Source organism: Photobacterium andalusiense, from assembly GCF_900185625.1.
In the GTDB taxonomy this organism is placed as follows: Bacteria; Pseudomonadota; Gammaproteobacteria; order Enterobacterales; family Vibrionaceae; genus Photobacterium; species Photobacterium aquimaris.
The window spans coordinates 447,721-473,258 of sequence record NZ_FYAJ01000002.1; the positions used below are offsets into that span (position 1 = coordinate 447,721).

At 38.6% G+C, this 25,538-nt stretch carries 19 protein-coding genes and 2 CRISPR repeat arrays; of the genes, 3 read left to right on the top strand and 16 right to left on the bottom strand.

Annotated features, from left to right (window positions below):
* Position 1: 1 nt before the first annotated feature.
* Entirely contained in the window at positions 2-775 is a 774-nt protein-coding gene (locus PAND9192_RS07590) for a DUF3450 domain-containing protein (protein WP_087853251.1), read from the bottom strand.
* Between the two features lie 187 nt (positions 776-962).
* Positions 963-3,053: a TonB-dependent siderophore receptor gene (locus PAND9192_RS07595; protein ID WP_087853252.1), complete on the bottom strand. Its 2,091-nt coding sequence runs from the start codon at positions 3,051-3,053 to the stop codon at positions 963-965.
* Between the two features lie 404 nt (positions 3,054-3,457).
* Here PAND9192_RS07595 and PAND9192_RS07600 point away from each other — a divergent pair, with 404 nt between their 5' ends.
* Positions 3,458-3,889 carry a hypothetical protein gene (locus PAND9192_RS07600; protein WP_060998820.1) on the top strand — a complete coding sequence of 144 codons (432 nt, stop codon included), beginning with the start codon at positions 3,458-3,460 and terminating at the stop codon, positions 3,887-3,889.
* Positions 3,890-4,124: 235 nt separating this feature from the next.
* Positions 4,125-4,301: a hypothetical protein gene (locus PAND9192_RS20655; protein WP_159457131.1), complete on the top strand. Its 177-nt coding sequence runs from the start codon at positions 4,125-4,127 to the stop codon at positions 4,299-4,301.
* A 57-nt stretch (positions 4,302-4,358) separates the two neighbouring features.
* Here the strand turns inward: PAND9192_RS20655 and PAND9192_RS07605 are convergent, their stop codons facing one another.
* The 9 genes from PAND9192_RS07605 to PAND9192_RS07645 all read right to left on the bottom strand — a co-directional run bounded on the left by PAND9192_RS07605 (position 4,359) and on the right by PAND9192_RS07645 (position 16,869).
* The gene (locus tag PAND9192_RS07605) at positions 4,359-4,568 is read right to left on the bottom strand and encodes a hypothetical protein (RefSeq protein WP_087853253.1); all 210 of its coding nucleotides are present in this window, start codon (positions 4,566-4,568) and stop codon (positions 4,359-4,361) included.
* Between the two features lie 301 nt (positions 4,569-4,869).
* Positions 4,870-5,378: direct repeats of the CRISPR family, unit length 28 nt; unit sequence TTTCTAAGCTGCCTGTGCGGCAGTGAAC.
* Between the two features lie 180 nt (positions 5,379-5,558).
* Positions 5,559-6,113: a type I-F CRISPR-associated endoribonuclease Cas6/Csy4 gene (gene cas6f, locus PAND9192_RS07610; RefSeq protein ID WP_087853254.1), complete on the bottom strand. Its 555-nt coding sequence runs from the start codon at positions 6,111-6,113 to the stop codon at positions 5,559-5,561.
* 5 nt (positions 6,114-6,118) lie between these two features.
* Positions 6,119-7,117, bottom strand: coding sequence for a type I-F CRISPR-associated protein Csy3 (csy3, locus tag PAND9192_RS07615; RefSeq protein ID WP_087853255.1), 999 nt, complete (start codon positions 7,115-7,117; stop codon positions 6,119-6,121).
* A gap of 19 nt (positions 7,118-7,136) precedes the next feature.
* Positions 7,137-8,090 carry a type I-F CRISPR-associated protein Csy2 gene (gene csy2, locus PAND9192_RS07620; protein ID WP_087853256.1) on the bottom strand — a complete coding sequence of 318 codons (954 nt, stop codon included), beginning with the start codon at positions 8,088-8,090 and terminating at the stop codon, positions 7,137-7,139.
* On the bottom strand, positions 8,087-9,358 hold the full coding sequence (csy1, locus tag PAND9192_RS07625; protein WP_087853257.1) for a type I-F CRISPR-associated protein Csy1: 1,272 nt from the start codon (positions 9,356-9,358) through the stop codon (positions 8,087-8,089). The genes csy2 and csy1 overlap by 4 nt, the downstream gene beginning before the upstream one ends.
* 131 nt (positions 9,359-9,489) lie before the next feature.
* Positions 9,490-12,753, bottom strand: coding sequence for a type I-F CRISPR-associated helicase Cas3f (cas3f, locus tag PAND9192_RS07630; protein WP_087853258.1), 3,264 nt, complete (start codon positions 12,751-12,753; stop codon positions 9,490-9,492).
* Positions 12,754-12,756: 3 nt separating this feature from the next.
* Positions 12,757-13,731 (bottom strand): type I-F CRISPR-associated endonuclease Cas1f, encoded by a 975-nt coding sequence (gene cas1f / locus PAND9192_RS07635; protein ID WP_087853259.1) that lies wholly within the window; start codon positions 13,729-13,731, stop codon positions 12,757-12,759.
* A 202-nt stretch (positions 13,732-13,933) separates the two neighbouring features.
* Positions 13,934-15,522: a CRISPR direct-repeat array (repeat unit 28 nt; unit sequence GTTCACTGCCGCACAGGCAGCTTAGAAA).
* 250 nt (positions 15,523-15,772) lie between these two features.
* Entirely contained in the window at positions 15,773-16,573 is an 801-nt protein-coding gene (locus tag PAND9192_RS07640) for a RecX family transcriptional regulator (protein WP_087853260.1), read from the bottom strand.
* Positions 16,574-16,629: 56 nt separating this feature from the next.
* The gene (locus PAND9192_RS07645) at positions 16,630-16,869 is read right to left on the bottom strand and encodes a hypothetical protein (RefSeq protein ID WP_087853261.1); all 240 of its coding nucleotides are present in this window, start codon (positions 16,867-16,869) and stop codon (positions 16,630-16,632) included.
* Between the two features lie 298 nt (positions 16,870-17,167).
* Between PAND9192_RS07645 and PAND9192_RS07650 the strand changes: the two genes are divergently transcribed.
* Complete coding sequence (locus PAND9192_RS07650) at positions 17,168-17,884, top strand: SDR family NAD(P)-dependent oxidoreductase (RefSeq protein WP_087853262.1); 717 nt, start codon at positions 17,168-17,170, stop codon at positions 17,882-17,884.
* Between the two features lie 104 nt (positions 17,885-17,988).
* Here PAND9192_RS07650 and PAND9192_RS07655 read toward each other — a convergent pair whose 3' ends face one another.
* From PAND9192_RS07655 to PAND9192_RS07675, 5 genes are all read right to left on the bottom strand, one after another.
* Positions 17,989-19,515, bottom strand: a complete 1,527-nt coding sequence (locus tag PAND9192_RS07655) for a cytochrome c peroxidase (RefSeq protein ID WP_087853263.1) — start codon at positions 19,513-19,515, stop codon at positions 17,989-17,991.
* A gap of 313 nt (positions 19,516-19,828) precedes the next feature.
* Positions 19,829-21,160: an ATP-binding protein gene (locus PAND9192_RS07660; protein WP_087853539.1), complete on the bottom strand. Its 1,332-nt coding sequence runs from the start codon at positions 21,158-21,160 to the stop codon at positions 19,829-19,831.
* 76 nt (positions 21,161-21,236) lie between these two features.
* Positions 21,237-21,902 (bottom strand): response regulator transcription factor, encoded by a 666-nt coding sequence (locus PAND9192_RS07665; RefSeq protein ID WP_065166800.1) that lies wholly within the window; start codon positions 21,900-21,902, stop codon positions 21,237-21,239.
* Between the two features lie 141 nt (positions 21,903-22,043).
* A complete protein-coding gene (locus PAND9192_RS07670) occupies positions 22,044-23,426 on the bottom strand; it encodes an ABC transporter substrate-binding protein (protein ID WP_087853264.1) in 1,383 nt (460 codons plus the stop codon).
* 2 nt (positions 23,427-23,428) lie between these two features.
* A complete protein-coding gene (locus tag PAND9192_RS07675) occupies positions 23,429-25,408 on the bottom strand; it encodes a methyl-accepting chemotaxis protein (RefSeq protein WP_087853265.1) in 1,980 nt (659 codons plus the stop codon).
* Between the last annotated feature and the right edge of the window lie 130 nt (positions 25,409-25,538).

Sequence of the window (25,538 nt, forward strand, 5' to 3'; positions counted from 1 at the left end):
GTTATTTACTCTCTACGTTAGTTGGTGAACCAGAAACAGGTAAGGTAATCAAACTTGGTGCAACTTGGTTATCAGCAATTGCAAACGCTTTATCAATATTAGCGCCTTCACTTGCATCAACGGCTTGCCATTGTTTAGCTGCCGTATTCCAACTCCAGTAATGACTACCATTTAAGCTACGAGCAACCAGTGCAATACGTCCTAAATGAAGCACATTAACTTCAATTGTTTTGTTATCAGCAAGAGTAATTTTTGCTTGGTAAGCCGCAAGCTTAGTGCCGTAATCCATTTCAATTTGGTAGGCTTCTAAAATACGACGGAATTTCTCAGCGTCACTGATATCAGCTTGTGACATCATGGTTTCAAGTTTATTTACTCGCGCTAACCGTGCTTGATGTTTAATCGGCTTATCACTTTCAACAATTGTCTTTAAGCCATCAATCATTTGATACATTAACGGCACTACACCTTGACGCGTTTGCTTTATATCTGCAATTTGTTGATCAATTGAAGCCACTTCTTGCGCCTGATTTAACACCAAACGTGCCAAGTGATCATGATAAATAGTGAGGTTTTTAACTTCTTCTTGAAGTTGTTCAATACTGGCTTTCATTGCCAACGAAGAATCGGCACTTTTATCGATCTTATCCTGACTTAAAGCAGATGCTGTATTGGTCTTGTTCTCTATCGAACGCGCGGTATCTAGATTAGAAGCATGAGCGCCAGTTGTGACGCTCAGAATAACAATAGCAAGGCTAGTTTTAATAAAATTCATAGTATTTAATCAATCGTTATCTGTAATAACCAAAAAAACAAAAAAGGGAATATTGAAAATAAAAAGTATCGCAAAAAGTGCTGAACTATAAACAATAATTATTGTAAATAACAGTTTATAAGCTGAAACATACAGATCTGAACAAGGGGAAGTTAATACTTCCCCCTTATTTTATTCAGTTTACTTATTAGTATTTAAACTCAATGGTTGCCATGAAGTTACGGCCTTCGCCTAGTGTCACGCCTGTCGCACCAGCGTAATCACTGCTGGTTGAACCGCCACCTGCCATATAATCTGTATCAAATAGGTTTTCTACATTTACACGACCAATGATATCCAATTTGTCATCGTATTTATAAGTATGTGCAACACCAACATCAACGCGAGTGTAAGCATCTTTCTTAAAGGTATTTGCTGCATCACCGAAACGAGAACCTTCATAAATCACACCAAGGTTAACATCCGTTGCTTCAGTTACGTTGTATGTTGTCCATACGCTAGCTGCAAACTCAGGCACATCAACAGGACGATTACCTTGGTACTTCTGATCTTTCGTGTATTCTGCATCAAGGTACATTGCTGATGCGCTCATGCTTAGCTTGTCCGTTACGTTACCTTGTAACGCAATTTCTGCGCCATTGTGAACACGCTCACCACCTTGCGTTTTCTTATACAGATTGTTGCCAACTTGAACATCAATCGTCGAATTCTCTTGCGCAATGTTAAACACTGCACCCGACACAAATAGTCGATTATCTAGCAGTTCCCACTTAGTACCTAGCTCATATTGCTTACCACGCAGTGGATCAAGTTGCTCACCATCATTAACGTAGTTCTTAGAGCCAGATGATACTGTGCCTTGAGGTTCAAAACTTTCAGAGTAAGCTAAGTAAATAGAACCGTTCTCTGCTGGGTGGAAAATCGCAGCCACTTTTGGTGATACTGCTTCTTCTGCTGCTTTTCCTTCTTGGGTTTGGCGATCAAAACGAACACCAGCAAGTACTTGCCAATAATCGTTAATTGTTACCATGTCTTGTGCGTAGAAGCCCCAAGCATTGTAAGAAGAGTTAGATTCTCTTGGCTTACCTGGTTTGTAACTAGGAACTGGTGTTGATTGGTTTGGTGCCACTTCAACAGAGTTAAATGAACGTTGGTAACGATCATAGCTATAACCTAACCAGTTAGAGCCCACTAATAACTGATGTTGCATACCTAGAGTATCAAATTCACCGACGAAATCAGCATACGCCGTTTTGAATCTCCAATGATCTTGGCGATCATTACCGCCTTGCTTCACTAAGCCTGATTCTTCAAAATTAGCGAAGTTAGGGTAACTTTCTTTATCATGACGTTTGAAATCTTGGTAGTTAAAGCCAGAATTCAGTGCCCATGTATCATTCAATTGTGCTTTAACATCAAAGCCGTAGTTTTCAACTTCGTTATTAATTTTTGACCATTGCGCGTCCCATACATGATCACGACCAAGTACAGGCTTACCGTCAACAATATAAGCACCAGAATCTACACTGCCTTTATCTTTTGTACGATCATAATGTAGTGACACTGTCACATCATCGTTGATATCATAATCAACAAATAAACCACCAACAAAGCGGTCAGTTGAAGGTGTAGAACCATCACCATATTTACGCCATGAATCATAATCTTCTTTTGCAACAACAGCGCGTGCACGTAGAGTTTGGTCTTGGTTAAGTGAACCGCTCACATCTAGCACACTACGAGTATGGTTATTTGAACCCACATCTTGGCTAAAGTTTACTTGAGTTTCATACGTCGGCTTCTTTGCCACCATATTAACTAGGCCACCTGGTGCTGATTTACCGTAAAGTAGGCCAGCTGGGCCTTTCATTACTTCAACTCGCTCAAGTAGCTCAACTGGCTGACGGTAATGAGACCAATGCTGGTGACCATCACGCAAGAAACCACTGCTGCTACCTAATTCAAAACCACGTAAAGAAAAACGCTCACGGTTACGACCAGTACCACCGGCAGAAATACTCGCGTCATTCTGTAATACTTCACCTAATGTGCTCGCTCGCTGCTCATCAATTAGCTTCTCATCAATAACAGAAACTTGTCCTGGAGTTTCAAGCTGTGTCATCTCCATTCGCATTGCTGTCGAATTCGTGTCAGCTTTATAGCCATAATCACGTCCAGTGACCACCATATGCTCATCTGTATTTGTTATTTCTGCATGAGCAACCGGTGCTGATAATACTGCACCAATCAATAGTGTTAGCTGACTCTTAGAAAACATATTCCGTTATCTCCAATTATCGTATCTTTGAGAATAAAACCAATTGAATAGGTTGTTACTTAATACCGCATCTTTAAAAACTAACAGATGTAGGTTTTTAAGGATGCTCCGTATAAGAGCTACAAGATTCAAATAGTTTCTGTTGCTTGACAGTGACATTATTGTGCCGCCAAACTTTAAACAGGAATATAAGTGATAACCATTACCATTTGCAGTTAAATTTACATTCTTTGCATTCGTAAACTTTTTGTCAATTAACGAAACTAATAATAAACTCACGTTTTATTGACATTTACTCACAAACCTAGCCAATTATTCCGTACTCAATACTGTTTTTTTCAAAGACTTTCGCTACAAACGGGCGTATAATTCTGCCGTTTTTATTGATTTCTGCGGTATTTAAAGTGACCCAATTAAGTCTTGAAGCTATTCGTCAACAACTAGAAGAACGCAATTTTATTGCTGAGAAAGTTCGCATTGTCACAGTAGAGGCAATGGAACCAGAGGCATTAGCAGCCTGTACCACAACAGAAAATGAAACATTCTATAACAGCTATATGAATGTGATTTATTGCCGTGGTGATCGCTATGTTTTAGGTTATCGCTGTAATGAAGCAACTATCATTGACCAAGCGATTATTTTTAAAGACGGTAAATATTACGATCCAACTTTACAAGCTAATAGTGAAGGTGAATTTGAAGCGTATCCATTTGCTGTATTAGCGGAATTTAAAGTCTTTGACATGATGACACATGCTAAAAACAATAAAGACTTTCCGCCCGATGTTGACTTCCTATTTACACGTAAGAAGCACTTCAAAAACGTTATTCGTTAAATATCCCCTACCCGTTATTACTATTAATTAATAGCGGGTACTTCTTTCGTTCCTCTTTTGAAATTAATAAAATCAGCTATAATTTATTGTTTTAATTGTCATTTATATTACCCAAAATATTGTTTCACAATTGATACGCATAATCCAACTTGTTTACAATTACATCATCTATCACTTGAGAATAACCACAATAAATGTACCATTTTATCCATACACTTCACTGGATATTTAGTATATGGATCAGGCTAAAGAATTAAGACGTTACTTTATGAATGATGAACGCCAACATATTTTTATGCTACAAAATCAAGTGAGACAATTAATTATTCTAAAAAAAAATCGTGCTGAAATAGATCGAGGTCTTATTGCATTAGAAAAGGCTTGGATTGCTTTTGAAAATAGAAGTAATTAACGCTGCATTATTCTGTTTGCTAAGAAAGTCCAGCTCGCACTGGACTTTGATTTAACATTATAATTTTTTCAACCCCATACTCTTTAAATAAACTAATTCAAAATTGAATTTTTTCACATAGCGATTCAAAGTATTAGGGGTTACACCATGAACAATCTCTGCTCTATATGCTGTCATGCTCTGAGTAATCACATCATAAACCGCGGCTCTGACTGCTTCCGCTTTAAAAATATGATTCGCAATATTATTATATTTTTCTTTGTTCATGACTCATTCCAAACAGCTACAAATCCTTTGTAGCTGCATGATAAACATCAAGGATTTACCCTTCAATGGTTTACGGATAAGTTCTTAACAATATGAATAATATGGTTTATCAACGAAATATCTTACGCAGGTCACATAACACCACTATACCCAATAAGCATAACCATATGGTCTTTAATTTACTTTTTCTGATTAAAATAACAAATTGCGCGTAGAGTTATATTCTATAGCATGTCAGTAACATTCATTCTGCCTGTGCGGCAGTGAACCGCGATAATGATCCAGTGCTTGGCATGAGAATTTTCTAAGCTGCCTGTGCGGCAGTGAACATACTCTCAAAAAAAAGCCCTAGCAAAAGTTATTTCTAAGCTGCCTGTGCGGCAGTGAACAACGTGATTACAACCAACTCACTCAACTGATTTTTCTAAGCTGCCTGTGCGGCAGTGAACTTTGAGCAGCTAGATTGGAAAGATAACGAAATTTTCTAAGCTGCCTGTGCGGCAGTGAACGTTAGGGTTAAGTACGTGCATCTTGCGCTTGTTTTCTAAGCTGCCTGTGCGGCAGTGAACCCGATCGCTAAAGTGTTGCGCTATGCGCCGATTTTCTAAGCTGCCTGTGCGGCAGTGAACATTGATATTGACCTGACCTTTGCTTTTAATGCTTTCTAAGCTGCCTGTGCGGCAGTGAACATAACTAACATCAAAAAAATCAAGCCAACTTGTTTTCTAAGCTGCCTGTGCGGCAGTGAACGTGGTGCTGGCGGTCAAACTAATGCTTTGTTATTTCTAAGCTGCCTGTGCGGCAGTGAACTGAAGTTTAACTATAATAAGCGATTGTTTAATTTAAATAAAACCCCAAAAAACACCTTTTACCCCTTTTTTATCGACTATTTATAAGCTGTTGATTTTAAACATTAGAAATAAAGACACAAAAAAAGGGTTAAATGAATGCTCATCTAACCCATTCTTACTCTTATAATCACAACAACACTTAAAACACAGGGATCGTTGCGGTAGCACTTAATCCATAACTACTAAATACACCATCCGTAGCATCAGTAACTACCTTGCTATGCTCTATAAATACTCGCATAACATTCTGATTAGATAAGCTCTGAATTTGAACATAAGGCAAAGTTAACTTACGTTCGGCAGTATCAGGAATCGCATGAATAGCTTCATCTGCATTGATCCAACCTTTAGCGATCGAACGCTTACGCTTGTTATTAGCACTTTTAGTCTGCACGCGTTTGACAGTCTGATAGCCTTTAATATCACTCGGAATTGCCGTAATAGCAGTAACACGCGTGTAATCTCTTAGCCCTTTCAGCCAAGTATTCGCCATCATCATTTCAAGTGCAACTTGAGTACCGTGTAAGCGTAACGTATCACCTAGTGTTTTATGCATATTAGGAAAACTGATCCCTACGCAACCATTACCTACCGCCGCTAATTGACGATGTAATTTCGCAAATAGGTTATTCATTAATACTGGCGCAGAGGTTTCTAAATCTGGCAGCACTTGAATATCAATGTAATACAACATAATCGCTACTCTCCAAACACACCACCACGTACTAACATTGCTATCACATAATGTTGTTGCTCTAACTCTGGGGCTTTATCTTTTAATAACCAATTATCTAATAAATTATAAAAATCGGTTTTTTCTTTAGGCTGGCGATATGCTTTACCCCGATTAGTCACTGATCCGTAAGGTTCAACTGCAATTGGTCCTACTTCATCTGTTTCAGGATGCCATGTGTCAATAGTACGAAGTGCATTACCAATTTTTTGAGAGTGCATCGCCGCTTGACCATTAAGTTGATACAAATACTTACTCTTATCACCAGAACCTGTATTCATAACCAATTCTTGAGATGGGAACACTGTTTGTCCGTGACCTAATTGCACAAAAGCAGTCACCGTTAATAAGGTTGCTTTTTCGCCAAGAAGCCCCTGTTCTATCACCGCTGATAATGCCGCTAAATCACCATTCGCAGCAGTAAATTGGCGTAAACTGTAATCTAAACTATCAAATGTCCATTGTTGATCATGGTGCTGTACTGTTACCATCACATTTTCAGCGCCAACACGGTTGCGCCATAAAAAACGGCCATTAGCAAGATTGGTCGCGTAACGTGTCGCTAATTCTTTAAATCCATGATCAGCAACATAACCTTTAATCAACTGACTTAATGCGGCTTGGTAAGCTGGGCTATTACATGTAGAAGGGATATTTAAATCACCAAGCACACGTAACGTAAAGGTCAATTTGAGCGTATCGCAATCAAATGGTAATGCAGCATTATCTACTGTTTGTAAGTTGGCTTTTTGAATTTCTGCATCTAATTTAGCGGGATCATTCGCCTTTGGACCTTTCATACGATTAGAGATCGTACCGCGTACTGATTTCTCATTAACGACGATTGGCTGCCAATTTGTATTTGTGGCAATTTCACTCCAATTACCCGCAGCCATTACGGCATCCGAGCAAGCCAATTTGCCTTCAAAAGCTAATACTGATGGTGTGGTTAACTTGGTTGTCATTGTATACATCCTTGGCTATTTAATAAGAAAAGTCGAAATCTTCTTCATTACTTTCAATAGAATGAATAGATTGTTGGGCGCGGCATAAGTAATACGGTGAACTATATTGATAACGCCATAAGATTTGATTGATAGATTCAATCCGACTCGGACTGCCTATCCACTCACCGACACTATAAACAGCCTCAGTAAATGCAAATGGGGTTGTGTTATCACGAACATTCGTCACCTCTCCGGCAGCAAATACATCACTAATTTGTTTATAACCAATCATCAGCGGCACTAAATAGCCACTTTGAGGCTTGTTGACTCGTAGCCACTGTCCTTGACCGACATCTTGGCTATTACATTCAGTAAGCGTTTCATAACGGTAACGCAAAGCACTAAAATCGAGCCAACTCATGACCATATTTTGACTATCTTTTTTATTTTCAGCATGTTGCTGTAGATAATCGCTACGATCACATAAAATAAATCCAGGTAACAATGGTCGTAAAAGTCTGCGACAATCACCCGCCTCATTTGGCATCGGTTTAAATTGGCATGCTTCAATATTTGTAATACGTCCACCAGCACAACGTTGACTTAATGCCTGAGTTTTTATCGCATTACTAATAAGTTGCTCTTGGTCGCTGTTACCACCACTAAAACCTTTGCATTCAATCAATAACGATACACAAAGGTTCATTTTTCCTTCTTCAACGATAGGAGCTGTTTTACCGTCTTTGGCTAAAGGATTACGGGTTAATGAAAAACCATAATCATCCCAATCACTGCCTCGATAAGCATGCACCTGATGTTGGTGGCACATCACTGCACAGCCATCAAAACTGATCCCGTGCTGTGGCTCAATTTTGCGTGATAATGCATGTACGAAACCTAAAAACTGAGTAATTGCAGGAAAACCATAAGTGAAACCTGCAATCGCATTTGCACCTTCAATGTGCATATTTTTAATAAGGAATAAACTCATCGTCCTGCCTCACGAATAGCGTCATGACATAACGTTTGCCAATGTTGCAATGCTTCACTGCCTAACATTAATTGCTGTTGACTGGCCTTTTCTAAACGGTTATTGAGCCATAAACCAAAATCACGACTGACTTCAGCTTGCCAATCGCCGCTATGAAGATGGCTTACTTGTGGATCTAACCAACATTGCTGTGCTGATGATAATTCACAGTTTTCGCTCCAACCTTGAGGGAAAGCCTGATGATTTGCAGCCAACGTTAAAATGCTATCAAGGATCTGATCTGCTAATTGATCACGGCGTTGACGAATGCGAATGTTGCTATCTAAAGGTTTTACTTTGACTAAAAACTGAGCCAATAACTTAATCAGATAATAGGTAGTACGCCCTACTTCTCTACTATCAAACCAATTTGAGTCAAACATCGGTGGTTGGTATTGGCTTTGCCAATTAGGTGCAGCACAAGGGAATAAATAAGTTTTACCATAGCGCTTTGAATTTAATTGCGAGATATTCTGTGGTTTTGAGCCACCGCTAATAGTGACTGCTAAATCAGGATAACGCACCACATCCATATCACTTGATTGATTTTTCTTACGCGCTTCTCTGGCAGCTTTCATCTCATCACTAAAACGTGAATGTTGCACCTGATGAAATAATTCATGAGCCAAAGCAGAGGAATATAGCGGGCTAATAAGATGATATTGATTATCACCAATAGGGAAATATATTTGTTTGGCTAAAGTATGACTGCTAGGGGTTTTCACTTCTAATGCTTGACGCAAGCCATCCGCCCATAATTGGCATTGCTCATCACTATTTGCCAGAGGGCGTAAAACATGATCCTCCCCTTGCGACAAATAAACAGCAAGTGTGGCATCACCATCATCAAGTTGAAGTAACTTTGCCACATCTAATGCAGCGGCATTACCCACCGCATCTACTGCGGGAGTAACTATTGCGGATGAATCAAGATATAGCGCATCAGTATTAGAGGCTAATGCTAAAATATTGCTACCTTTAGCACTACCATGAGTAAACTTCACCGCATGAGTTGCCAAGCTAATTTGTTTCGCTCTCACTGCGGCATTGGTAAGCCATGTTTGTATATCAAAATCTTGATAAGCTGTTTGAATTTGTTCATTCAAGGTCGCTAATTCACTCTCCGACACCCCATTTTTGACATTCTTTTTCTTTTCGATTTCATCAAGTTTTGTTTGGCGTCGTTGTTCAATATACGCTTGAATTAATGTGCTAATTTTGGTTTGCATAGCAACTCCAGAGTCGGATTTCCTGTGCCGAATATAAACCTAACAACATAAGCATCAAGTTAAATATATTCACAATATGTATCACCGCACAATTATTAGAAATCATTCACAAAAAGTGCAAGAAAATGTAGCTATTTGCTGTATTTTCCTTCAAACACACCTAACCAAGGATGGTAGTAAAATAACGGTGTTTTATCAGACTCATTGAGGTTAATACCGCCAAATAACTCGCTTATCTGCTCACTGTCTTTATCAAATATGTCACTTAATCCGTCATAGACTGTGCTGTATTGACAATCAAACCACGCATGATTACCACTGGCGATATTGTCTATCGCTGCAAGGTGAAATAACTCAGTTTTATTTACAAACTCACCGCTGTATTCATCACGCACCTTAATGCTCAATGCTTGGTCTTCATTATCGATAAAGAAATGGTATTCCGTTTGTGGTCGTGAATCTCGAAACCGCGTTTGGCTTTGATATTCTCCAAACAAGTGCAAATACGGTTGCAACCACCAGTATTCGACCTTCTTGTTTGGATCTTGAAATAGACTAAAAATTAAAGCTCGATGCTCTAATGAAGGAAAAGTTAACACTTTCAAATTAGGCTCAATAAATCGTGGATAAGCAGAGATAATCTGATAGTCGTCAATAGCTAATAACTGCGTAAGATCATGTTGATTTAGCTGTAAAACCCCTCTGTTTACATTATCTTTTTTCTGTTCAAATCCAGGCTTGCAATAAGCAACATCTGCGCCTAATAACGCCTTAATATTTTTACTTAAAATCATAATATTTGGCGAATTAGGTACAGATTGGCGATGCCGCTGAATACGCCCTGCCAACTGAATAATCGACCGCATCGAACTCGGTTCAACCACCGCCCAATCATAATCATGATCACGCCCAACTTCAGCCACCGCAGTAGCGACCACAACAAAAATATGATGTTGTTGAGGGTGATGCTCTAATATGGTTTTAATTTGTGGTACATCAAATATCGCTTGTGGATTATTAGGATCGCGCATTAATACCGCATCTAACTGTTGCTCTATATACGCTCTTACTGCCATCGGATGCTGGCTGTGATAAAAACAATAATGAATACAGGTATTATCAGTCGTTGGTCTTGATAATAACGATTCACCCACCGCAATTAAGGGCTCAATATTTGCCATTCTAACTAAGCCAATCGAGAGTGTTTTACCGTTTGATATTACCTGACGATGGCGTTCATCTAAGGTGTAAATTGCCTGTTGAATATGAGTCGATAGATAATTAACTGCGTCGGTTTGCGTTAATTTTTCCGCATCTAAATGGATTAACTCTGCTTGACGTAAAGGTAATGATTTACGGCTTAGTGTATTTGTGCGATGGGTTATAAACTGCGTATGTTGTTGTTTAAAATCACCATCATCAATACAAGCTGATTGCACATTAAATTCATCAAACCAACCACATTGTACTGTTGTTTCAGTAATACCGTGGCTATGGTTATATTGTTGGCGCCCATGACAATAGGCTTTAAATAAAGCAGTAATTAATGACGGTGCTAACGTCGCTGATGACAATAATACTCGTGAACCTAACATGCCCGCCCAATGGACTAAACGGCATAATGCAGGTAAATCTTCTAAGCCAAAATCATCCGGCTCATCAAGAATCAGATCCCCTGTAAACAGACGCAACATCGGTGCAATTTGCTGACCTCCTCGCGTCCCCTCAGTGGCTGGCATTAAATAATCAATGGTACTGACCGTAATCGGTGCACTAACCAATTTATGAATAATCGGTTTTTGCTTGAGCCACTGACTAAGATGACCATCATCAAGGCTACCGTCATAGCTGACATACATATGCTCTGAAAATAACGTTTCCGACTCACTGCCCGTTTGCTGCGCTTTTTCTTGTTGCTGAATTGTGAACTGTCTTTCGTGCAGATCTTTCACTGCTTGCGATCCAACTAGCACCGCTAAATCATCAGAGTCTAATTTTAAGCGATCTTTTAGTGCATCTCCTGTTTGTAGGGTTAATGTACGCAGTCCTAACGCAATACTAAATCGACACCCTTGTTGTTGATTAGCTAATCCATACATAATTCGTGCATTGGCAAAGGTTTTACCACAACCCGTTGACGCCATATTGACCCCAAAGAATCCGTGTACCTCAGAAATATCACGCACAGAACACGCTAGATCATAGGCTTTATCTTGCCAACGAAATTTATTGATCGTGGTACGTTTTTTAAATAACGAATGCCGAGTAATTGCAGGTAGACTCAAACGTAATTTAGGCAACCCCAAACTTAATCGATAGGCTAATTGCGCCACTCCAATATTATGTTCATCTAATTTTTGTTTTAATTTCCCCGTTTTACGATCGGTATTTGCATAAGCTTTATAGAGAGGATCTTGCCAAGCAATCACTGGCTGGCTTGATGAATAACAGTGATCAGCAAGCATTAAACTTAATCGTGCCATGTGCAGTGGAAATGCGTTCTCACATTGTCCAAAATGACGCAGATTAGGGTGTGCTAATGCTCGTTTTGCCAGTTGTTGCGCTTTGTTTTGCCATGTTTGACTTTGTAGTGGGATGCCATGTGGAAAAATAAAGTTATCCGCTATTTTTGTGATTAACTCAGGATTTTTATGATTTTTTGCATTCCACTCAGGGCACAGTTTTTGTTCTAGCCAATCATTTGAATCACCAATTGCTGGCTTAAAGTCAGACAATTGATAGGTAGGTAAACGATGATGAGAGACTATTAACCATCCAATTGTTTTCGCTAATTCTGTTAAACCAATAAACGGTGATAACGCTGGCGTATATTGCACATCATTAACAATCTTGCTGATTTTTTCCGGTGATAAATCAGATAGTTCAGTTAGCCATTGCTCATCGGTTTTATTTTTAGCAAACGCCTGAAAAACTAACAAAGATAACCATTCATGCCGTAATGGTTCGGCAATGCCACCTTTGCCCGTTAGTTTTTGTTGAAATAAACAGTTCGCTTTGCCTACATCATGAAATAAACCCGCCAGCGATGCCATTAATGCAACCGCATAATTACTTTGCCAACCATTTTCATCTTCCGAACGCAGAATATTACGCTCGGTAGTATTTGTGGGTACTGTGCCTTGTTCGTTGAAACGACGTTTATTACCAACAATCCACAATAGCTCGGTATTATTCGCACCTCGAATCCAATGGCAAGCCACCGCAGTATTCCGTCTAGCCGTTTGCTTTAACAACTGACGTAATGTTTTTAAACCCTCTAAGGTAATTGGTGTTTGCCATGTGCGATCATCTTTACGTTCTGCAAATTGATCCAGCACTTTACGGGTTTCATCAAGGGCTTTTTTATTACATTGAGAGATTAAAAGAATATTCATTGATTATTTTGCAACCGCTTGTGCTGTGTCTTTAATGGCATCGATCATCACATCTAATGCATTGGCTTTTCTAAATCCATTTAGGCATCGTTGCCGAAATTCTTGCTCATCATCCCCTGCCATTGCAGCAATAAAGGCATTTGGTAGCACTGTTGCATCTTTAATTAAATCCGCGACATCAAATACTAAACCACCACGACGTGTTTTACCGTGTAGAACGGCGAGTCCATGTGGCAATCCAATAACCCAACACGCAGTTGCCCCTAAACCATAAGCTAAATAGTTACCATGATCTAAAAATCGATTAGCAATATCAGTGCTATTTCCTCGTGAAGAGCGAGTAAACTCACCATATTTCACAGTATTCACCGCAAGTTTATAAAGTGCTTTGGTCATGGTCGCTTCTAATAGCAATAAATCGGTGCTGTTCTGACAATGACTGAGTTTATTTTCAAAAGCAGATAAAATATGTTCTAGTTTTTCAGCATCGATAATAAAATTATTATCACGCTGCATGGTTGCAGATAACCATACTTTTTTAATTTGCTGTAATCGGACTCTCTGAAACAGGATCGCAGCTTCTAATCGTTTGGTATCGTCAAACCAGAAACTCACCCACCATTGAAGATATTCTGTTGGCCTATACTCTGATTGCGGTGTTAACCAACTAACATCAGGTTCAACTTCATTAGCTGAAAATAATGGCGTTCCGCCACCACCGCAAAAACCGACTAGCACGCCAGCTTTAGCTAATTCACGCATTGCTGCTTGAGTAATGGACGTGCCTGTTCCGAGCATTATGGCTGTCGTGTTTGCTATGGGGATATTCCAATATAAAGATTGCTTACCTTCGTCAGTGACATATTCAACTCGTCCACCATTCACTAACACACGACAATGTTGTAAATAATAAAGATTGGCACGTTTGGAATGAATAATTGTTTTTAGCTCACTCGGTGTGAAAGACTTAGCGCACATAGCAATCACCAACTATAAAAAACGCATTATATACACAGATACGCATAATGCGTTTAGAGTGCAATCACAAATACCCTTTTTTATTTACTAACCATCCCACCCATATAAAACAACAACTTAAAATATCGGTAAAAAAAAGGGTTTTTGATGGAAATTTACTGTTTGGCTTTTATAAGCAATAACTTATACTAATCGTGCTTCAGTTCACTGCCGCACAGGCAGCTTAGAAAACATCATCTTAATTTTTGGATTTTCTTGACGGGTTCACTGCCGCACAGGCAGCTTAGAAAAAGCATATAAAAATCGCTGAACCATTGGATGAGTTCACTGCCGCACAGGCAGCTTAGAAAAATTTGTAGTGCATCACCTCGACCTGATGTTGGTTCACTGCCGCACAGGCAGCTTAGAAACTTTACCTCTTTACGTGTTAGCTTAGAGCCAAGTTCACTGCCGCACAGGCAGCTTAGAAATCAGAGGATGTCGATTCACTTGGACTCGTGTCGTTCACTGCCGCACAGGCAGCTTAGAAAAATTGCTAACAAATCATCCAAACAAGGTTTATGTTCACTGCCGCACAGGCAGCTTAGAAAAGCCGATAACGCAAAATCTTTCAATATACCTTGTTCACTGCCGCACAGGCAGCTTAGAAATTAGTTATGATGTTTGTCAACGTAAGGTTTATGTTCACTGCCGCACAGGCAGCTTAGAAATATTAGATAGCTACAAAAAGGCTCAAAACTACGTTCACTGCCGCACAGGCAGCTTAGAAACTCAGAGAATGTTGATTCCTTGGACTCGTGTCGTTCACTGCCGCACAGGCAGCTTAGAAAATTGGTAAGCAATACAATGAAAACTAACTAAAGTTCACTGCCGCACAGGCAGCTTAGAAACAAAGCGTAATTTCATGATGGTGATCATCAATGTTCACTGCCGCACAGGCAGCTTAGAAAGAACAAATCAACGTTAATCAAATTCCACAAACGTTCACTGCCGCACAGGCAGCTTAGAAACTTACTTAACGATTTAAACATTGCATCATCCTATTCACTGCCGCACAGGCAGCTTAGAAACCTGAACTTGTTGATTTCATTAAAGATAACTGCGTTCACTGCCGCACAGGCAGCTTAGAAATGACAGTGACGGCTTAAAGGTTGCTTCAAAAGGTTCACTGCCGCACAGGCAGCTTAGAAAATAATGGTTGAACAACCAACACGAACAATTAAGTTCACTGCCGCACAGGCAGCTTAGAAAAAGAGGTTTAAGGAGAACTAAGAAGATTTGCCGTTCACTGCCGCACAGGCAGCTTAGAAATGTCCATACATTGAAATGAACGGGAATATGTTGTTCACTGCCGCACAGGCAGCTTAGAAAAATGGATAACAATCCTGCAAGTGGTAATGGATGTTCACTGCCGCATAGGCAGCTTAGAAATCGTAGCCACAACGACACGACGATTAAAGCTAGTTCACTGCCGCATAGGCAGCTTAGAAAATTGTGCGAGCATCAACCAATGAAATATAACTGTTCACTGCCGCATAGGCAGCTTAGAAATTTCATACGTTGAATAACACGCTGACTTATTAGTTCACTGCCGCATAGGCAGCTTAGAAAACATGTATATATACGGAAATAGGCGTTTGGTGGTTCACTGCCGCATAGGCAGCTTAGAAAGAACCGCTTTATTTGAATATTATCACTCATTTGTTCACTGCCGCACAGGCAGCTTAGAAAAATATCATCACGCTTTAAATACTGAGTAACAGGTTCACTGCCGCACAGGCAGCTTAGAAAATCCTACGTGAGTTTTTACGTGAGGAACATTAGTTCACTGCCGCACCAGCATTGGAGAGCCATATCTTCACTTTGATATTTCAGCGCGCTGTTAGTAGATTCCCTATCGCCCTCGCGGGCATTCACTGTAGGGAATGACGGGGTTAGGCTCGATGTAATCACAGAACAACCATTGGATGAAATTTATGGGTGTCCTGTCTTTTCTGTCAAAATTACTATCACCATCAAGTTCACTGCCTGTGCGGCAGCTTTACTTACTGGCAGCAGCCATTGCTTCTTTTATTTCATCCGAGCTATACCCTTTTGAAGACAAGTAAGCATAGGCTTTACTTTTATCTTTAAAATTTGACAAATCAAACCGTTTTTTAGCCAGTACTAATTGACAATTTTCATAAAAATCGACCTCACCCGCTTCCTCTAAATCGTAGAGTACTTGCTCAAGATGAGTAATATCAACATGCTTCATTTTAAGCTCTTGCTTGATCACCGTTTTGCCTTTGAGCTTACGTACTAACTTCAACACTTCTGTTTCTAAATCTGCATTCATGCCTTTGATTTTTGCTTTACTTAATAATGTTTCTGCGGCGGCGTGTTCTGAAATTGCAGTTGAAATGTCCTGAAAACTAAATCCACGCTTAGTAAGATCGTTGGTTACTTTTTCTTGTGTCGTTTGGCTAAAATCCTCATAGTTACTTAGACGACGGGTTATTATCGCAAGTTCTGATACCTGATTTTTATCGATGATCTCAGCTAAGGCTTGTTCAATGATACTTTCTGGAATACCTTTGGTTTTCAATTTTTGTTTGATGTATTGCTGTCCGTATTCATTTGAAAATGCTCTCTCACTAAAATGCAGTGCAAATGGAAGATCATCTTTTAAATAACCAAAATCTTTCATTTGTTGTAATACAGTTTCTATCCAATCTTGCTGCTCTGTTTTTGCTTCTAGTTTTTTGCGCAGTTCATGCTCACTATGATCTCGTAAATTCAAATGATAGATAGCACTGTTAATCACATTTTGAATCGTTTTAGCTGGGTACGGTTTTTTCATTTTATTTATCTTCACTATTTAACGAATCGAACATTGATTATATAAAAATATCTAATTTATCGGCGTATGGTAGCCTTTACTGTTATCGCGGTTAACGCTATATAATAGATAGCAATTAATACCGCAGGTAAAGCATCGCGATCAAACGCTGAACTCACAGCAAAAATACAGTAACAAATAATGATAATCGGAATAATAAACACGCTGTTATTACGCGGATACACATCTAATAACAATAGTAATTTATGAATACCCGCTAGCACTAATGGTAATGTAACCATTAAAAACCATAACATAATCAATCCCTTTTAAGTAAAACACGCCTTTAAATGGCTATTATATACGTATTATCACATTGAAAAAAGCTATCATAATGTAACACTCTAATACTAATTAACCGCTTATATTTAAGTGAAAACTTTATAATCTAATAATTATATTAGTCAATTCTATAAAACTAATAATCAGTAATAAAATATATCACCACACACTATTTTATACTTGTATTTAGAAGTAAATATCGTCCACTTTTATAACGTATAAATTAATGATAATGTCAGAGATTATCACTGGGAATATTATAATGGAGTTATTATGTCTAAGGTCGCCTTAATTACTGGAGCAAGCAGAGGTATAGGTAGAACTATTGCACATTATTTTGCGCAGCAAGGCTACTCATTAATTTTATTATCTTTACATAAAGAAAATCTTCAGAAAATACAATCAGAACTAACTCAACAATATTCATCATGTAACATAGAAGCAGTAAATGTCGATTTTAATCATCCCAATGATGTTGAAACCGTTATTACGTCGATAATTGCTTCTCATGAAAAAATTGATGTTATGGTTAATAGTGCAGGTATATTAAAGGCTGGAGGTACTAACCTCTCTTTATGTGAACTGTCTGAGTTAATAAACATTAATTTACTTTCAACAATAACGGCTTGCAATTTAGTTGCTAATAAGATGAAACAACAAGGTTCTGGCGAAATCTATAATTTAGGTTCAACCGCAGGATTAGAGCCTGTTCCTAAAATTGCCGCTTATTCTGCAACAAAATCAGCCATTGTTAGTTATACCCAATCGCTCTATCATGAACTGTTACCATTTGGTGTGAAAGTCTGTTGTTTGTGCCCTAGCGTAGTAAATACAGACATGACCAATGATGGTCGTATTGATAATAATCTAAAGATTGATACAGAAGATTTAGCAAAAGCGCTTGATTTTATTCGTAGCCTATCTTCAGGTGCCGCTATTAATACTTTAACAATACGTTGTAAAGTGATGGATTTAGAAAAGCAGCCCTAACCGATAACATATACACAGTAAGTATATACAGCCATACTTTCACACGAAAAGTATGGCTGCAATAAAGCTAATTTTCAGCGCTTACTGCGTTATAACAGTAAAATTTAATCTGCTTGCTCAGTTGGTAGTTTACGCCCGGTTACTTGCTTCCAAACTTGATCTTTTGCGCTATTACACACTTGTTGACCATTTATATCATGACAATTAGGGTTGGTTAATGTTTTACCTTGATACTGACCTGTCAGTGTTTTTAGATAAGCAACCATCGCCTTGGTTTCTTTTGGCGTAAAATCAGTATTACATTGATATTTTGCCATTGCATTAACCGCTTCTGATAAAGTTGCTGCACGACCACCAGAGAAATAAGGCCCTGTAATAGCAATATTACGTAAATTTGGCACTTTAAAGTAATGCATATCTTTCTTATCATGAGTCACTAAATAGCGACCTTTATCGCCCTCAAGGTGTTTGCCTTTAATATCGCCAAAGAAGCTATTGTAAACACCCATTTTCTCATATGACTGTCCACCCATGCTTTGGCCTACGTGACATGTCTGACAACCTGTTTTTAAGAATAACTTAAAGCCTTCAACCTCTTCTGGCGAAAGTGCACTTAAATTACCTTCTAAATATTGGTCAAAACGACTGTTTGGCGTGATCAGTGTTTTTTCATATTCAGCAATCGCGTTGGTAATATTTGCGCCGGTCATACCATCTTTATAAGAGTTATCAAATAATTTAACTAATTGCGGATCTTGTTTAAGTTTAGCAATAATATTACCCCAATCTTTTGAGCCCATTTCAACAGGATTAAAAATAGGCCCTGCAGCTTGAGCAGCTAAATCTGCCGCGCGACCATTCCAGAATTGGCTCATATTAAATGCTGAGTCATATACTGTCGGTGCATTCATCGGATCATCAAGGTTATTAATGCCTAAGCTGGTTGGTAGATTATCGGTGCCGCCAGAATGAATAGAGTGACAACTTGAACATGCATACTTATTGTTTGCAGATAAGTGAATGTTATTGTAAAGCGATAAACCTAGAGCAACTTTCGCAGGATCAGTTTTGAAAACGGTATGAATTGGTTGAATAGCCAAATTCTTAAATTGTGGTGCGGCAGTTGGGTTTGGATAGTATTGCTGGCGTTGATGACGGATCCAATCTAATAGCAACTGTCGATCATCATTATTAAGGTATGCCGATGGCCAATGGATAGCTAAATATTTAGGAATTGGCATTGAATTATTAGTAATAACATACTCTAATTTTGCCAATGCAACTTGGCTAACCGCTTGATGATGTATAACTGCCTGCTCAACAGGTGCAAGCTCAAATGATTGGTTAGCCTTGTCGATATCAACTTGCATAGTTTGTTTTACACCAGGTACTTTGGCATAAAATGGCAATGGACTATTGCGAGTATGACAATCCGCACAACCTTTTTCAGCTAACAAACGCATAGCTTGTGCTGAAAGATCGTCGATATTACGTAGTGGTAATGCTGTTAAGCGTTTATTGGCTAAGGCAACGTCTTCTTTATGTACGGTATAGACAATTGCACCATAACCAACGATACCTAATGCGATAGCACTTACAATTGCTTTTTTTAGATATTTCTTATTAATCATTATATTAACTCTTTTGAAAACTTCCGCGCGCAATATATACGCTTACGGAATAATTCAAACAGTTAAATCATAATAACAGTAATTTATTTGATTTAAATCAATGCGGTATATAAATATGTATTGATTTGTTTATAGCAAAAAAAAGCTAATTATATATTTTTAATAATAATATTGAGCTAAACCTTATTTGATCGAATGATACTTAACCACCAAATCGACAAAGTAGATTAATATCGATATTTTTAATCTACTTTTCCTAAAGAATACACTTTTATGTGATCTGTTCTAAATAATAGCTATTTATGTTTTATCATTAGTTATTCATTACTGGTAATAACAATTGAATTGATAACCCTTGAGGATGACGATTTTCAGCATGAACGCTCCCCTTCATAACCAACATTGCTTCTTTAACAATGGCTAAACCAAGCCCGTATCCGCCAGATTGCTTATCTCTTGCACCTTCAATACGTGTAAAAGGATCAAAAATACGCTTTAGATGCTGTTCAGCAATACCATGTCCATCATCTTCAACACTTAATTGTACAAATTGTTTGCCATCTACAACCACCAGCCTTGAAACTAAGCTTATTTGAGCATGATCACCGGCATATTTAATCGCATTGCCTAATAAATTATTTACAGCGCGAACAACCAAGCGGCTATCAGCCATTACTAAAGGCATATTATTATCAATATCGGTAATAAATGTTTGCTGTTTTCCAAGCAATGTTTTGGTATCAGGTACCGTGGTTAAGCATAAACTCTCGACATCAACGGGGATTAAATTAACATTTTCAGTGGTGTTCTGTAATTGGTTGAACTCTAGGATCTCATTAACCAGCTGGTTCATTTCTTCTGATTCATGCTCGAGTCGATCAACAAGGTGCTGAAACTCTGGTGCTACTCGCTTTCTCATTAAATGTAATGATAAATTATGGCGTGCTAATGGTGTGCGTAACTCATGCGACACATCACGTATTAATCGTCGTTGCCGTTCAGACAAGCTCTGAATTTGTTCTGCCATTTCATCAAAATCAGCCGCAAGAGATTTAAATTCAACAGTACTATCTTTAACAGTATTAGCGACCCTTACAGAAAAATCACCATTAGCCAAGCTGCGACTCGCCTCTTGCAAAGTATTTAATGGCCGTTGTAAATATCGAGCAATAAGAAATGAAAACATAAACAAAATTAAGACAGCGATCACAACTTGAATCAGCCCGAAATAAAATGAAAAGTATTTAGCAGGATGCAATTGATGTGGCAGTTGTACCATTAATTGATTGCCATCTTTTAATGGGATCGCAAAGATAGGTTGATTTACTCGAGAATCTAATAGCGCATTAATACTACGCGCAAAGTTTAGCTTAAACTCAAAATGGGGATGCATCTTTCTCGTCCCCATTTCATGCTGATCTTTGTCTAATACAAATAAATAATAAGGCTGCTTGTTTTCCCACTCACTAAGTTGCTGCTTATTTCCATTATCAATAAGTTGCTGAGCTTCATCCGCCATTACCAATATTTTTTGTTGGACGTTTTTTGGCACATGTAACAGCGTTTTAACTAACGCTATTTCAGCTAAATTTTGCAATAATAATATTAATAATAAACTTACGGTAAAATACGAAAAAAGCCGCATAACCAGACCATGCTGTTGATGCGGTTTATACCATGCTTTACGCTGAGAAAGGCTTTCCACACCATGATCCTTTTAATTATTGATTAACACTTTCGGTGTAACTATAACCACGGCCTCGTACCGTTTTAATGTGCAATTTAGACATTCCAGCCAACACGATTTTACGGCGTATATTACTGATATGCATATCTAAATTACGGTCAAAAGGACTCAGTTCTTTTTTTAGAACTTGCTGTTGTAGTTCAGCTTTTGAGACCACAATACCGTCATGTTTAATTAAATATTCTAACAATTCAGCTTCAGTGCTGGTTAATGGTAAACGCGACATTTCTGCTGCCATGTTTTCTGCACCAGAACGGATCTGATGTCGTTGTCGCTCAAGTCCAACTCGGCGTAAAATCGCACTGATCCGTGTCAGTAATTCAGGTACTTTAAACGGTTTTGTAATAAAGTGATCTGCTCCAGCCTGTAATCCATCGAGCATGGTTGCTTCATCACCTAATGCCGTTAGCATTAAGATCGGGGTCGCAAACCGTTGGCAAATGCGTCGTGCGACTTGCATACCGTCGAGATTAGGTAACATGACATCAAGTAAAACTAAATCGACACCTTTATTTTGCAGATACTCAATCGCTGATTCACCACAATGAACACAACTCACATCGTGGCCTTCATCCTCAAGCACTTCTGTCAGTAATTCACACAACTGAATATCATCATCAACAACTAATATCTTTGACACAATCTATCATCCAAAAAGAAAACATCGGCATAGTAATATGCTTAATATACCTATATCAACCATGCATCAACAATCAGCTCATCATTCTCGTTAATATTTAGATTAAGGTGCTGATTAGTGATGCATTTAAATACGTTTGAGCTACAAGCTAGGATCAGTGATCATTGATGGCTGAACGGATGCTGCCATAGGGGTAATCGCTTGACACATTTCGGCTAACGTTTTGGCATCTCGTTGTGGTTGATACCAACTATTTAACCCTATTTGAACCGTCGTTACAGCCTCTTCTGGGGTCATGGTACCATTTAACACTTCAACACTGGTTTCCCATAATTGCAGTTCAAAATCAGGTGTACCACGTGACAATATTTGCGCTGAGTTACGGATCGTAGAGTCGCAGTTGTTACGCCATGTCATCATTTCATTTGCTATTGGATGTTGAACATCAAAAAAGTGATTTGATAATGAAAAAAATCCCGGTATCGCATTCGTTAGTAATTCAGCAAATTCAGCAGTGGTCATCCATTGTAAAAATACAGTTGCGGCGGCATTTTTTTCTGATGCGCTATTTAAGCCCATGCCTAAATCAGTATGATCACTGATGTAACACTCATCGCCTTTATTAACCACAGGTGGAGCAAATACACCAAAATCAACGCTATTAGCAAAAGTAGAAATATCCCACGATCCTGTTGGATAGATAGCTGCTTTACCCGTTTTAAATAACTCAATAGCATTGGCATAGCTACGCTGCTGATAATTATTACCTAAATATGGTCTCCAACTTGCCAATTCACGATATACATTAAGATATGCAGTATCAGTAAAACGTTGTTGCGCTTGGATTAATCCTAAGCGTCCATCTTCGCCTTGCCAATAGTTAGGTCCAATATTTTGAAACCCCATTGTCGCGGCTTCCCACTTGTCTTTGGTGCCCAATGCTAGCGGCACATAACGTTGGCTGGCTTTAATTTTTTCAAGTACGTGTTTAAATTCAGTGGTTGTAGCTGGCACTTGCAGATTTAAATCTGAAAAAATGGTTTTATTGTAAAAAAAGCCATGAATAACTGACGCCATTGGTAAGCAAAATGTCTGAGCGCCAGAATCTGTTTGCCAGGGTCCTAATGCAAAACTAGGAAAATTTTCCATACCTTGCATTTCAGTAATATCACTAAAATGACCTTGCTTAAATAATGTTAATGAACCATCAAAAGGACGACACGCAATCAAATCGCCTGCCGTCCCCTTAGCTAAATCACTATTTAACTGTTGATTAAACGTCGATGGATCAGCTGGAGAACGATAGGTAACGTTAATATTTGGGTAGTGTTTATTAAACGCAGGAATAATGGTTTGATCCCAAATAGCATTATCATTCCGCCACGAATCGATCACTACCTCACCACTGATTGGCTGTACATTTGCTATCGCTAAAGTGGGAACGAATAAAACTGAGTAACAAAACACTTTTGTTAGCGTTTTAAGAGAGTTACGTGCATATTTAGATACTGAGAAAGTTTGCATAATTAGACCTTAAAGCGTTCAATCAATTGACGTTGTTGAGTTGCCAGTTGTGATAACGCTTCGCTGCTTTGTGCAGACTCCCTCGCTTCACTTTCTGCGTTATATGCCACAGCCGCAATACCATTGATATGCTCCGACACATCTTGACTCACAGAAATTTGTTCTTCTGTCGCATGGGCTACTTGAATAGCCATATCTAAAATAAGATGCATTCGCTCAGCAATGGTTTGTAACGCAATATCTGTTGAGCGAGCTTGTTCAACACATTGCTCAGTTTGTGTTTGTGAACGGGTCATCACTTGCGATACTTGCAACGCGTTTTGCTGCAAATTAGTGATCATTTGCTGAATTTCTTCCGTTGACTGTTGAGTGCGATTAGCAAGTGCTCTTACTTCATCGGCAACAACAGCAAATCCGCGACCTTGATCGCCAGCGCGCGCGGCCTCAATTGCAGCATTTAGGGCTAACAGATTAGTTTGTTCTGCAATACTACGAATGACACCTAAAATACTGCCAATATTTTTAGAAAATTCAGATAACTTTTGAGTAATAGCTACAGCTTCTGTCATTTCAACCGCAAGTTGCTCGGTGATAGTACGGCTGGTTAACACTAACTCTCGTCCTTGTTGCGCAGCTTGGTTAACTTCATTTACTTCTTCAACCGTTTGTTCTGAAGAGCGTGAAATTTCTTTGGCGCTAACTTCTAATTCTGAAATAGCCGCTGCAACTTGATCAGTTCGAGACTTTTGATCTTCAACACGATTCATGGCTTTTTCGCTAGTAAGTGCTGTCTTGGTTGCTTCTTCCACTAAATGAGTAGAGCCAACATTTATCTGGGTTAAAATCTCGGCCATGCTTGCAGATAATTGATCAATTGAACGTGATAATGCACCAAATTCACACCGTGATTGATAATTTGTCCGTTGTGTCATATCACCAGCAGTCATTTTCTTTAATACTGCATTAATCTTAACTAAAGGCGTATGAATACTTTTCGCAGTCGTCACGGCGACAACTAATGCAATGACAGCAGAAATAATAGCAGCAATAATAATACTTAATGTCGCTTGCTTTGCAGCGTCATCAGCAGCATGTTGGCTTGCTTTAGCATTCGCTTGAGCGTATTCCATATATGCTGTTAATGCTTGTTGCGTTACGGTTACTTGTTGATTTGATTTTTCATTTAATGCCGCGAGTTCTGTGGCTAGGCGATGTTGTTTTTCCATCACCGCAAGCATGCTATTTTCCCCTAATGTCAGCTCATAAACACGGTTTAGATTTTTGCTATAACGTGCTTTTACATCTTTAGCGACATCAATACGTGCAATACCTTGCTTTGCCATTTCAATATCTTTGGTTAATACTTTCGATAGCGCTTTAAGATCTGTTTGCGGATTTGCTCGACGAACATTTTTTAAATCACGGCTAATACCACTGGTGATCAATTCCGCTCTATTGCGTAATGAGCGTTTATGACTAGCACTTTGAATAAGTAAATTAGCTGCTGATTGGTAAGTATCTTCTAGATGAATAAATTCAAGATTTAATCGTTGATGCTGACGTTTAACCCCTAACCATTGGTTATAACGTTCAATGGCAGAATTTGATGACGTAAAAAAAGTATTTGCTGCCGATAGTGCCGTTGCTAATTCAGCCTGTGCTTTTTGATCAGTAGCGTAATTTTGAGCTTGTTGCTCTAATAATCGAAACCGATGTTCCGCTTTTTGAACATCCACTTTTTTTAGCGCTAATAAATCAATATTGGTTGTCGTTTGATAATCAATCACTGTTAACTGATTTTCTCGCAGACTTGCTAATAGTTGACTAGCAGAGATCACCATCGGTGTTGATATTTCAGTAACGTGCTGTAATCGACTGTGGATTCTATCCGTATTACCATAACTTACCCCACCGATAATGAGAATAAGCACTAGCATTAACGTAAATCCAGCAATGGTACGTTGAACAATTGAAAATGACATACCGCGCTCTATTATTAAAGAAATGAAACCACTACCAATAACTACATCAATAATGGATAGTCGCTAAATATAATTATTTCGGCACTCAAAATAAAAAAATATCAGTCATTTCAATACATAGATCACACTA

Excerpts from the sequence above, each read along its gene's own strand:
- PAND9192_RS07590 (WP_087853251.1), bottom strand. The coding sequence starts at position 775 with ATGAATTTTATTAAAACTAGCCTTGCTATTGTTATTCTGAGCGTCACA.
- PAND9192_RS07595 (WP_087853252.1), bottom strand. The coding sequence starts at position 3,053 with ATGTTTTCTAAGAGTCAGCTAACACTATTGATTGGTGCAGTATTATCA.
- PAND9192_RS20655 (WP_159457131.1), top strand. The coding sequence starts at position 4,125 with ATGGATCAGGCTAAAGAATTAAGACGTTACTTTATGAATGATGAACGC.
- PAND9192_RS07605 (WP_087853253.1), bottom strand. The coding sequence starts at position 4,568 with ATGAACAAAGAAAAATATAATAATATTGCGAATCATATTTTTAAAGCG.
- cas6f (WP_087853254.1), bottom strand. The coding sequence starts at position 6,113 with ATGTTGTATTACATTGATATTCAAGTGCTGCCAGATTTAGAAACCTCT.
- csy3 (WP_087853255.1), bottom strand. The coding sequence starts at position 7,117 with ATGACAACCAAGTTAACCACACCATCAGTATTAGCTTTTGAAGGCAAA.
- csy2 (WP_087853256.1), bottom strand. The coding sequence starts at position 8,090 with ATGAGTTTATTCCTTATTAAAAATATGCACATTGAAGGTGCAAATGCG.
- csy1 (WP_087853257.1), bottom strand. The coding sequence starts at position 9,358 with ATGCAAACCAAAATTAGCACATTAATTCAAGCGTATATTGAACAACGA.
- cas3f (WP_087853258.1), bottom strand. The coding sequence starts at position 12,753 with ATGAATATTCTTTTAATCTCTCAATGTAATAAAAAAGCCCTTGATGAA.
- cas1f (WP_087853259.1), bottom strand. The coding sequence starts at position 13,731 with ATGTGCGCTAAGTCTTTCACACCGAGTGAGCTAAAAACAATTATTCAT.
- PAND9192_RS07640 (WP_087853260.1), bottom strand. The coding sequence starts at position 16,573 with ATGAAAAAACCGTACCCAGCTAAAACGATTCAAAATGTGATTAACAGT.
- PAND9192_RS07645 (WP_087853261.1), bottom strand. The coding sequence starts at position 16,869 with ATGTTATGGTTTTTAATGGTTACATTACCATTAGTGCTAGCGGGTATT.
- PAND9192_RS07650 (WP_087853262.1), top strand. The coding sequence starts at position 17,168 with ATGTCTAAGGTCGCCTTAATTACTGGAGCAAGCAGAGGTATAGGTAGA.
- PAND9192_RS07655 (WP_087853263.1), bottom strand. The coding sequence starts at position 19,515 with ATGATTAATAAGAAATATCTAAAAAAAGCAATTGTAAGTGCTATCGCA.
- PAND9192_RS07660 (WP_087853539.1), bottom strand. The coding sequence starts at position 21,160 with ATGCGGCTTTTTTCGTATTTTACCGTAAGTTTATTATTAATATTATTA.
- PAND9192_RS07670 (WP_087853264.1), bottom strand. The coding sequence starts at position 23,426 with ATGCAAACTTTCTCAGTATCTAAATATGCACGTAACTCTCTTAAAACG.
- PAND9192_RS07675 (WP_087853265.1), bottom strand. The coding sequence starts at position 25,408 with ATGTCATTTTCAATTGTTCAACGTACCATTGCTGGATTTACGTTAATG.